At 66.5% G+C, this 9,937-nt stretch carries 10 protein-coding genes and 4 pseudogenes; 11 read left to right on the top strand and 3 right to left on the bottom strand.

Annotated elements, in window-relative coordinates:
- The 5 genes and pseudogenes from ABS73_RS12740 to ABS73_RS12720 form a co-directional block, all read left to right on the top strand.
- Positions 1 to 229 (top strand): annotated as a pseudogene (locus tag ABS73_RS12740) (type I methionyl aminopeptidase); the annotation flags it as partial.
- Positions 230 to 256: 27 nt separating this feature from the next.
- Positions 257 to 736, top strand: coding sequence for a metallophosphoesterase family protein (locus ABS73_RS12735; RefSeq protein ID WP_286693493.1), 480 nt, complete (start codon positions 257 to 259; stop codon positions 734 to 736).
- Between the two features lie 329 nt (positions 737 to 1,065).
- Positions 1,066 to 1,908 (top strand): type 1 glutamine amidotransferase, encoded by an 843-nt coding sequence (locus ABS73_RS12730; RefSeq protein ID WP_277024603.1) that lies wholly within the window; start codon positions 1,066 to 1,068, stop codon positions 1,906 to 1,908.
- Positions 1,909 to 2,029: 121 nt separating this feature from the next.
- Complete coding sequence (locus ABS73_RS12725; RefSeq protein WP_277024606.1) at positions 2,030 to 2,923, top strand: NAD-dependent epimerase/dehydratase family protein; 894 nt, start codon at positions 2,030 to 2,032, stop codon at positions 2,921 to 2,923.
- A gap of 521 nt (positions 2,924 to 3,444) precedes the next feature.
- Entirely contained in the window at positions 3,445 to 3,618 is a 174-nt protein-coding gene (locus ABS73_RS12720; protein ID WP_277024609.1) for a hypothetical protein, read from the top strand.
- A 666-nt stretch (positions 3,619 to 4,284) separates the two neighbouring features.
- Here the strand turns inward: ABS73_RS12720 and ABS73_RS12715 are convergent.
- Both ABS73_RS12715 and ABS73_RS12710 read right to left on the bottom strand, forming a co-directional pair.
- Positions 4,285 to 4,761, bottom strand: coding sequence for a nucleoside deaminase (locus tag ABS73_RS12715; RefSeq protein WP_277024611.1), 477 nt, complete (start codon positions 4,759 to 4,761; stop codon positions 4,285 to 4,287).
- Positions 4,762 to 4,835: 74 nt separating this feature from the next.
- Positions 4,836 to 6,068 carry a serine hydrolase domain-containing protein gene (locus ABS73_RS12710; protein ID WP_286693492.1) on the bottom strand — a complete coding sequence of 411 codons (1,233 nt, stop codon included), beginning with the start codon at positions 6,066 to 6,068 and terminating at the stop codon, positions 4,836 to 4,838.
- A gap of 66 nt (positions 6,069 to 6,134) precedes the next feature.
- Here ABS73_RS12710 and ABS73_RS16800 point away from each other — a divergent pair.
- Positions 6,135 to 6,701 (top strand): annotated as a pseudogene (locus tag ABS73_RS16800) (VOC family protein); the annotation flags it as partial.
- A gap of 177 nt (positions 6,702 to 6,878) precedes the next feature.
- Here the strand turns inward: ABS73_RS16800 and ABS73_RS12700 are convergent.
- On the bottom strand, positions 6,879 to 7,001 hold the full coding sequence (locus ABS73_RS12700; RefSeq protein ID WP_277023347.1) for an SDR family oxidoreductase: 123 nt from the start codon (positions 6,999 to 7,001) through the stop codon (positions 6,879 to 6,881).
- Positions 7,002 to 7,406: 405 nt separating this feature from the next.
- On the opposite strand from ABS73_RS12700, the gene ABS73_RS16795 reads away from it, so the two are divergent.
- From ABS73_RS16795 to ABS73_RS12680, 5 genes and pseudogenes are all read left to right on the top strand, one after another.
- Positions 7,407 to 7,580: a helix-turn-helix domain-containing protein gene (locus ABS73_RS16795; RefSeq protein ID WP_353743337.1), complete on the top strand. Its 174-nt coding sequence runs from the start codon at positions 7,407 to 7,409 to the stop codon at positions 7,578 to 7,580.
- A 14-nt stretch (positions 7,581 to 7,594) separates the two neighbouring features.
- Positions 7,595 to 8,292 (top strand): annotated as a pseudogene (locus ABS73_RS12695) (LysR substrate-binding domain-containing protein).
- Between the two features lie 3 nt (positions 8,293 to 8,295).
- A pseudogene (locus ABS73_RS12690) lies at positions 8,296 to 8,923 on the top strand (transposase); the annotation flags it as partial.
- A 455-nt stretch (positions 8,924 to 9,378) separates the two neighbouring features.
- Positions 9,379 to 9,675, top strand: a complete 297-nt coding sequence (locus ABS73_RS12685; RefSeq protein WP_277023345.1) for a transposase — start codon at positions 9,379 to 9,381, stop codon at positions 9,673 to 9,675.
- An 8-nt stretch (positions 9,676 to 9,683) separates the two neighbouring features.
- Complete coding sequence (locus ABS73_RS12680; RefSeq protein WP_286693491.1) at positions 9,684 to 9,908, top strand: hypothetical protein; 225 nt, start codon at positions 9,684 to 9,686, stop codon at positions 9,906 to 9,908.
- Positions 9,909 to 9,937: the final 29 nt, after the last annotated feature.

The raw sequence follows: 9,937 nt of genomic DNA, 5'->3' as shown, positions 1-9,937 counted from the left end.
GGCCCCCGAGGAGGTCCCGACCTGGCCCACCCGGGGCGACCGGCGCCGGATGCATGACGGCCTGGTGCTGACGGTCGAGCCGTTCCTGTCGCGCGGCGGACGATGGGCCGCGCCGGGCGCCGATGACGACTGGACCCTCTACAGCCAACCTGCCGCGCCGGTCGTGCAATACGAACACACCGTCGTTGCGACCCGACGCGGCCCCATCGTCGTCACGATGCCGGGCTGACGCGCGATCAACCGCAGGAGCGGCCCCATGCCACCCCCTCTCCGGCCCGGCCCTGGGGCGCGCATCGGCGTCATCTCGGACACCCACGGCCTGCTCCGCCCCGAGGCGCTGGAGGCGCTGCACGGCGTCGACCGCATCCTGCATGCGGGCGATATCGGCGACCCCGGCCATCTGGAGATCCTGGCGCGCATCGCCCCGGTGACGGCGATCCGCGGCAACATCGACCGCGGGGCCTGGGCCGAGGCCCTGCCCGAAACGGTCAGCCTGACCATCGGCGGCCTGCGCATCCATATGATCCATGACCGCAAGGCCCTGAGCGCCGACCCGGAATCGACCGTCGTGATCTCGGGCCATTCCCACAGGCCTGGGATCGAGGAGACCCGCGGCATCCTCTGGCTGAACCCCGGCGCGGCCGGTCCCCGCCGGTTCCGCCTGCCGATCACGCTGGCCTTTCTGTGGGAAGAGGCCGGGTGCCCCCGCGCCGTGATCCACACCCTGTCCGACTGACCTTCCCATGCCCGCCCAACGGAGAGTTGCCGCGGGTTTCGTCCACCTGCCCCGTCGCGAAATCAGGCGCAGGACCGCCCGGCCCCGCCGCGAAAGTCAGGCTGTGCCCGCCGACATCACGACACTCTGCACGAGCGGAGTGCCAGTACACGCCGAATTCGAACACCCGTGGACGTAAGACCTGAGGGTGCCCCCGGCACGGGGGGCCATCCACCATCCGATACGGTCCCGCACCCATCGCGGACCCTGCGTGGCCGATCGACGCACCGATGAACGCGATGCCCTCCGCCACGTTATCCCGTGACGCGCCCGTCAGGAAAGGCCCCCCATTGTCCCCGATCATCCTTGTCGTCTCCAGCGAGACGCCGGCGCAGCAGAACGAGCGGCGCAGCTATGCCGGGCAGGCGTCGCATGAAAGCTATGCCGCGGCGCTGCGCCGCCTGCGTCCCGGGATCGAGCTGGACACGGTCTCCTGCCTTGAGACAGGGACCCTCCAGGATCTGGCGCGTCATGACGGCATCGTCTTTGCGGGCTCACCGATCCAGATGCACGAGGACAGCGCCGAGGCCCGGGCCGCCGCCCGGTTCATGGCGCAGGTGTTCCAGGCGGGCGTGCCCGCATTCGGGTCATGCGCCGGGTTGCAGATCGCAGCCGTGGCGGCGGGGGGCGAAACCGGCCCCCGCCAACCCGGCGCCGAGGTCGCCTTTGCCCGCGACATCACCCGCACCCAGGCGGGCATGCGCCACCCGATGCTGGACGGCAGGCCCGCCACATGGACCGCACCGGCCATGCATTCCAGCGTGGTGACCCGCCTGCCCGCGGGCGCGCTCAGCCTGGCCGCGAACCCCGATACCCCCATCGAGGCCGCCGAAATCCGCCATGGCAGAGGCACCTTCTGGGGCGTCCAGTATCACCCGGAGCTGTCCTTGTCCGAAATCGCCGCCTCGACGGTCCACCAGGCGGAGGACGTCATCGACCAGGGTCTGGCGCGCGATCGGCGGGATGTGGACGCCATGGCGGCACGGCTGCGCGACCTTGATGCCGCGCCAACGCCCGTGGACATCGCCTGGCAGCTGGGCCTGAATGCCGAGATCGCCCTGTTCGACCGCCGCATGCGCGAGATCGCGAATTTCCTGAACGCCGTTCAGGCGGGCGCGCTCCGGCCCCTCTGAGGCCAGTTGTCAGCCGGGGTGGCGGAACGCCCTTTCGCGCCGATGCACCCTGCGGACGGGTAATGCTGGCACCCGCGGGCAAATCCGGGCAATCAGGTGGGTGACGGACAGGGAGGAACCTATGACGAAACGCATCATCTTCACGGGCGGCACCGGCAAGGCCGGTCGCCATGCGGTGCCCCATCTGCTGGAACGGGGCTACAAGGTCCTGAACGTCGATCTGAAGCCGCTGGACCATCCGGGGGTGAACACGCTGATCACCGACATCACCGACAGCGGCCAGGTCTTCAACGCCTTCACCACCCATTTCGGCTTTGACGGGTTCGACGAGGGCGCACCGCCCAAGGCCCCCGACGCCATCGTGCATTTCGCCGCCGTGCCGCGGGTGATGATCCACCCCGACAACACCACCTTCGCGCAGAACACCGTCGGCACCTACAACGTGCTGGAGGCGGCGATGAAGCTGGGCGTCCGCAAGGTGATCCTAGCCAGTTCGGAAACCACCTATGGCGTCTGCTTTGCCGAGGGCGACAAGGATTATCATTCCTTTCCGCTGGAGGAGGATTACGACAGCGACCCGATGGACAGCTATGGCCTGTCAAAGGTGGTCAACGAAAGGACCGGCCGTGCCTTTGCCATGCGCTATGGTGCCGATGTCTATGCCCTTCGCATCGGGAACGTCATCGAGCCGCAGGAATACGACGCCTTTCCCGCCTATCTGGCCGACCCGATGAGCCGTAAGCGCAACGCCTGGAGCTATATCGACGCCCGTGATCTGGGCGAGATCGTGCATCTCTGCCTGCAGAAGGACGGGCTTGGCTATCAGGTGTTCAACGCGGTGAACGACACCATCACCGCCACCCTGCCCACGGCCGAGTTCCTGGCCAGATATGCACCGAACACGCCGATCACCCGGCGGATGGGCACGGATGAGGCCCCGCTGTCCAATCGCAAGATCCGCGACGTGCTGGGATTTCAGGAAGCGCATCCTTGGCGGAACTATGTAACGATCTGACACGCCCGGAGCGTCGCGGCTCCAACGCTCCGGTCGGCCGAACCCTCAGGGACGTGCCGCGTTTCTGGGGCATCCTGAAAGGTCATTGGCCTCGGTTGGCGGAACTGGTCGCTTGGACGGTGCCGCCTGCCGGTATGGGGCGACACCGGCTCGGGGGAGGCGGGACCTCGTCTTCATCGGCCCGCCGCAGGCCCAGCATGCCAGGATATCCTGTGCGCGGATTTGGGTGCAGCACATCGCCGGGACCGGCGCCCTTGGCCTAAGGGGCAAGCACGATCCGGGGCGGATGCCGATGATGTCGAACGGGGCAAGGGTCACGACCGAACGGTGATGCCATAGCCCGGCTTGCTGGAGCAGCAGCGTGCGTGCTGGCGCAAAGCGCGTCCCGAAGGCCGGCCGTGTGCGGGCAAACCGAAGGCCAACCCGATCCCGTAAAGGCCGCTGAACCGCGCCTTTGCCTCGGCCAGACACGGGGCCGCCGTCAAGACGCCTGCGACCTTGCACAGGCTGCGGTAGCAGCTTTGCCCCACCTGCCGGAGGCCCATACCGGCATGCGGGTGATCCAGCTGCTACCCGGCCACGCCCAAGCCGCGCGTCACATTCATGTCGCCACCAAAACGATCCTGGGCACTGTCGGTGTCACCGCGATGCTGGCTAGGGTGCAGGATCGCACGCTGACGCAAAGTCATGCGTGACCGGACGCCGGGGTGCCCCGGCTCTCTCTGGAGATCGCGGACATGTTTCGCGCCGGTGGTCGTGAAGCGCGGTCGGCTGATGCGGGGCATGTCAGCCTCTCACAGATACAGGTGATGTCAGGGATCGCAGCCTGCCAGACTGGGGTGCCACTGCGCCAGGGCGGCGCTCGCCTGCCTCAGTCAATAGCCCCACCGTGTCGCCATCTTAGATGCCCGACTGGTCAGCGCGGAGGCTGATTGCGTGGCGTTCCGCTGGCGAGCGGTTCCCGCATCGCGTTCGGCGACCGCCACAAGATGATCCGGCTGGCACCGCCTGAGGTCATCCTCCGTGTCCTGCTTCGTGCCCTGCCCGACGGGTTCCGCCGCACGTGGCATACCGGCCCGCCAGTTCGAGCCGCAAGGCCACCATCACAAATATCCCCGCCGTCCTTCTTCAAGGATTTCCCGACGCGGCCCAGGCTCGCGCCATCGCGCGGCGTTCCGCCGCGATCCACATCAGAACACCCTAGCCGCAGCAGCCGGTCGGGACCCGCCGGGTGCTGTGGTGCACATTGCCGGGACTGCACCTTGGGGCGAGGTGCGGTTTATCAGGACCACTTCGCCCCGCACCGGCGCGGCTTGCCCGTTCGGGATCGTCGGCGCGTTGACCGGCACGCCCTGACCGGTTCAGCCCGAATGCGACCGGATGTGCAGGGCGCGGACCTGCGTCGCGAACTCGTCGACCGGGCCGTGGGCGACGGTGTCGCTGATCACGGCGCCGATTGGCAGCGGCCGGACGCGGAACGCTGGAACGCCCAGTTCCGCAAGCCACTCCGTCATCTGGGCGGCCGAGCTGGCATAGACGATCCGGCCAAGCCCGACCCAGCCATGGGCGGCGGCGCACATGGGGCAGTGTTCGCCCGAGGTATAGACCGTGGCCCCGGCCCGGTCCTTGGCCTCCATATGGGTCGCGGCCCATCGGGCGATGGCGAATTCGGGGTGCCGAGTGTGATCGCCACCGCCGATGCGGTTGTGGTCCTCGAACAGGACCTGCCCTTCGGTCGACACAAGGACCGAGCCGAAGGGTTCGTGTCCCTGTGCCAACGCCTCGGCCGCAAGGTCGACGCAGCGCTGCAGGTGTCGGCGGTCGGTATCATCGATCATGGGGCCTCCTTTCTATCCGGTGTTCCGGGCCATCGTCACGGACTGCATTCCATGGGCCGGGTGCCGGACACCCGTCAGTCCAGCGCCGCCGCGATGGCATCGAACACGACCAGCGGGTCGACCGGTTCGCGGCCCAGAGGCTTGGGCTGCGCCATATGCGTGGCGATCACGACGTTCCGCGCGTGGTTGATATAGATGTTCTGCCCCTGGATCCCGATCGCGGCAAAGGCACCGTCGGCGATGGACGGCTCGGTCCAGCCGGGCCACCACATATAGCCATAATCGATCGTCTCGCCGCCCGTCAGTTCCTGCGGCAGACCGGCGGTCTCCGTCCAGCCGTCGGGCAGGATGGCGTTGCCGTCGATCACCCCCCCCTCCAGGAAGAACTGCCCGAAGCGGGCGAAATCGCGCAGGGTGGCCGACAGGCCGCTGCCGCCGATCTCGACCCCATCGGGGCTGTCCAGCCACCAGTTGGCGTCGGCCTCCATCCCATAGGGCTGCCAGATCTTTTCCGCCAGATAATCCGACAGCGGCATGCCGACGGCGCCATGGACGACCTCGCCCAGAACCTGCGTCTCTCCGGTGGAATAGGTGTGATGGGTGCCGGGGGCGTGGGCGCGGGGCAATGCGGCCATCACGTCCATCGCGGCACCGGGGCGCTGTTCGATCTGCGCGCGCAGCAGGTCGCGGCGGTCGGACTGGGGGTCGGTATAGGTCTCGTTCCACTCCACGCCCGAGGCCATCAGCAGGATGTCGCGGATGCTGACCCCGTCATAGGCGCTGCCCTCCAGGGCCGGGACATGGTCGGTGACCAGATCGTCCAGGCCGCCGATATGGCCATCGACGATCGCGGCGCCCACCAGGGTGGAGGTGATGGATTTGGCCACCGACATCGACATCCAGCGCGTGTCGGCCGTGTTGCCGCGCTGATAGGTCTCATAGACGACCGCGCCGTCCTTGAGCACGATCATCCCGGTGACATTGTCCAGCGACAGGAAATCATAGAGGTCATAGGTCGCGTTATCGACCTGATAGCTGACCATCCCCGGCAGATCGACGGGGGCCTCCGGCAGGTCGCGGGGCGTGTCGCTGGCCGGGATGGTCCGGGTCGGGAACAGGCGGTCGATGTTGCGAAAGGTGCTGACGGCCAGATCGGGCGTCAGGCGGCCGTCATAGACATCCTCGATCGTGCCGATGGGTTCCTCCGCATGCGGATAGTCCTGCGCCTGCAGGGCCACTGGCAGGGCCAAGAAGATCCCGCCCAGGCTCAGCAGGATACGTGTCCGATACAGCGGGCTATGGGTCATGCCGTCCTCCATCCATTTGCCCCATGAGACGGCAGTTCTGCATGATGTGCAAGCGGTGTCCCGGTCATGGTTCATCAATGCCGCTGCGCACCCTTGGGAGTCCTAGGCAAAGCGCCATATCGCGAAGACACATTGGCCGCTTGGAGCAGGCCGGCGGACCTGCCGCCCCGGCTGGGTTCTGCCGACCTTGGCCACCAGCCACAACACCGCATAACGCCTTGCCTCCGCCAAGGCCGTGCCTCGGGATCGGGCCCTGATCCCCTTGTCCTGAGCGACCTCATGCCCGCCCGCATCGCCCATGTTTCACTGCTGGTCCCCGATTACGACACGGCACTGGATTTCTTTCGCCGCATCGGTTTCGAGTGTCGGGAGGATACCGATCTCGGCGGCGGCAAGCGGTGGGTGCGGATCGCGCCACCGGGCGCGCAGACCGAGCTGTTGCTGGCCCGCGCGGCCCAGGACCGCCAATCCGACGCGATCGGACAGCAAGGCGGCGGCCGCGTCTGGCTGTTCCTTGAGACCGAGGATTTCGCACGGGACTACCAGCGGCTTCAGGACGCGGGCGTGGCTTTCGAGACGCTTCCCCGCGACGAAGCTTACAGGCGTGTCGTCGTCTGGACGGACCCGTGGGGAAATCGGTGGGATCTGATCGAATATGCGCACCCCGACCGCAGCGGCACGGGCAACAGCGCCATGGGCACGCCGCCGAAGTCAGTCCTAGCCGGATTTGGACAGGCGGCGGCAAATCACACCGGGTGCGCCGCCCTGAAGGGGCTGCCGCATTGGCTGGCAGCAGTACACCCCTGTTCGCTACGCCGTCGGCACCGTCCCCCCGTCGATGACATGCTCGGTGCCGGTGATGGTGGCGGCACGATCCGACGCCAGAAAGGCGATCAGGCTGGCGACATCGGCCGGCTGTGACGGACGGCCCATGGGGATGCCGCCCAGGCTGTCCATGACGTTCCGCCGGCCCCCGTCGATATCCGTGCCCGCCTCGGCGGCCTTGCGTCCGACCGAGGGCCGCGAGGCCCCGGTCTCGATCCAGCCGGGGCCACGCGGACGTCGCGCACGCCCTTTGGCCGCGACCTCCCTGGACAGGCCTTGGCCGCAAACCACCCGTCGCGGATCGCCTGCGGGCCGCGATGGGCCTGGCCTTCGTCATGGACCACGGCACTGGGGGTGAATGCGTCGCCATCCTGCGGCGCGCGGGCGGCAAAATACGTCTGGATCGGGGCTTGGAGATGCGTGGGACCGGTCCGTCCGGTTCTGATGACAGCCAACATAAGGCTGGGCCGGCAAGCGGATAATCAGGCATCTGAAGATGACAGGATCGGGACAATGGACAGCGGGCTGAAGGGGCCGGAGCCCGAACTGGCCGTCGCGCGTCGCGGCTCGTTCCGCGCGGCGGCGCTGGATCTGGGCCTGTCGACGACTGCGCAGTCGCATACCGTCGCGCGGCTGGAGGCCACGCTTGGCGTGCGCCTGTTCAACCGCACCACGCGCAGCGCGTGACGCCCGCGGGGCTGATGCGCCTCAACGCCCCTGTCCAGGCGGGAAGGGGGATCGCGCCAATGGTCATAGCTTTTTTGCGCAGCTTCCCTGACATGCGGGTGGATCTGGTCACCGAGGGGCGGCTGGTCGACATCGTCGCCGAGGGTTTCGATCTGGGGCTGCGCCCCACCGACCTGGTGCCGCGCGACATGATCGCGCTGCCTCTGGGCCCGCCGCAGCGCTTTGCCATGGTCGCGTCGCCGAACTGGATCGCGGCTCATGGCACGTCCCCGGACGCCTGCCGAACGGCGCCCCGGTACGCTGGTCCTTCGAGCAGGCCGGAGCGGTGCTGCAGATCGAGGCCCAGGGCCGTCTGTCCCTCGATGTGGCCGCCAACGCTCGCACCGCCGTTCTGGACGGCGCGGGGATCGTCTCCTTCATCAATCAGGACGTGACCGAGGACATCGCCACCGGGCGGCTACTGCGCCTGCTGGAGGATTGGACCCCACCCCGCCCGGGCTTCAGCCTGAATTATCCAGGCAGGCGAAACCCGTCAGCCGAAATTGCGGCGTTTCTGGCAATGGTAAGGGAACGGGCTGGCAAAGGCGCGACCCGCGCAAGACTGAGATGCTCGCTGATCTGGCCGTGCCCGGCTCTTGTGCAGCGCGCCTATGCTCCAGACCCATTGATATCATGCTCCTTTCGTGATTCATGCCGCCGCGAGGGGATCTGATTGATGGGCAACCTGGTCTGGCTGACGGAAGCGCAGATGGCGCCCCTTCGCCTCTGCTTCCCCAAGGGTCATGGCCGTCCACGGATTGACGATCTGCGGGTGCTGAGCGGCATTATCTTTTTCAATCACGATGGTGCGATGGTGAGGGCATGAACGCCACCGGTTCGAGAGAATGCCCGAACGGGGAATACGGCCCGGCCAAAACCATCTGCAACCGTTGAAAGCGCTGGAGGTGAGCGGCAAGGGCCTGTGGTCCGAGTGCGGCCACGAACGCGGGGTCTTCGCCCGGATCATGGTCGGCCTGGCGGCCGAGAGCATCGAGCGCTAGGCGATCATGATCCATGCGTCCCGCCTGAAGGCGCATCGCACGGCCTGCAGCCTGCGGGCCAAAAGGGGGGCGAGCGTCAGATTGGTCGAACGAAAGGGTCCGAGGGAAAAAGACGCTATCCGGGGGGGCAGTTTCGCCCGAGAACGGATCGCCAAGCTGCACGCCGTCACCGATGCGAAAGGAAGACCTATCTGTTTCTTCATGTCGGCAGGACAGGTCAGCGACCATGCCGGCGCAGCGGCGCTTCTGGACAGCCTGCCGCAGGCCGATTGGTTTCTGGCGAACCGAGGCTATGATACTGACTGACTGACTGACTGACTGACTGACTGACTGACTGACTGACTGACTAAGAAAATCGTTTAACTACAAGTTGATAAAAGCCCGCACCCCAGGCCGGACGTTGCGCAGGAATCCCGTGACATACGACAAGCGCCGCTGCAAACGGCGTAACCTGCACCGGATAGCGATTGACGCCACAATCTTCCGAGATCAAGGGCCTGCATGCAGCCTGATCGGCCAAACGCATCACCGTTGCCTGCCTGACCGCAGGCCTTCAAGGTCCCCATCGGACGCGGTTCCGATGATGCCGTGGTCAGGACTGTCACCGAACCGCATCGAGCAGGCCAATGAGATGGGCACATCTGACCTGTATCATGATGGCGGCCTGCGCGGCCGGTTGAGCTACCCCCCGAAAATCGGACAGTGAGGGAAGCTACGATCTGACGTCTGCTGGTCTCCAAGAACGGGGAGATCAGGATATGAGGAAACGCAGGAACCATGACGCGGGATTCAAGGCCCGTGTTGCGCTGAAAGCCGTGAAGGGCGAGCGCACGGTGTCGGAACTGGCCGCCGAATACGGCGTGAATCCGACGATGATCCATCAATGGATGAAGGCGCTGCCCGAGGGGGCGTCTGACATCTTCGAGCGCGGCGGCAGAATGCAGGCTGCCGAGGTCGATGAGGAGACGGTCCGGTCCTTGCACGCGAAGATTGGGGAACTGGCCATCGCCAACGATTTTTTGTCACGAAAGCTCAAGCCCTGGACCGGGAAGTGAGGCGGAAGATGATCGAACGCGACCATCCTGCCCTGTCGGTGGGCGCGCAGTGCCGCCTGCTGTCGATCTCGCGCTCGTCGTTCTATTACACGCCGACGGGCGAGACCCAGATAAACCACGCCCTCATGCGGCTGATCGACCAGCAGTTCCTGTACACTGGACCTGCCCGGCTTTGGTGGAGAGCGTTTAGCTCAGTTCCCGGGCCTTTCGCTCGAAGGCGATGGGGCTCTTGAAGCCGAGCGATGAATGCCGCCTGACGGGG

This window comes from Paracoccus sp. SCN 68-21 (genome assembly GCF_001724535.1).
Lineage (GTDB): Bacteria > Pseudomonadota > Alphaproteobacteria > Rhodobacterales > Rhodobacteraceae > Paracoccus > Paracoccus hibiscisoli.
The sequence above is the reverse complement of the archived record's forward strand: the minus strand, read 5'-3'. Positions and strand labels throughout refer to the sequence as shown.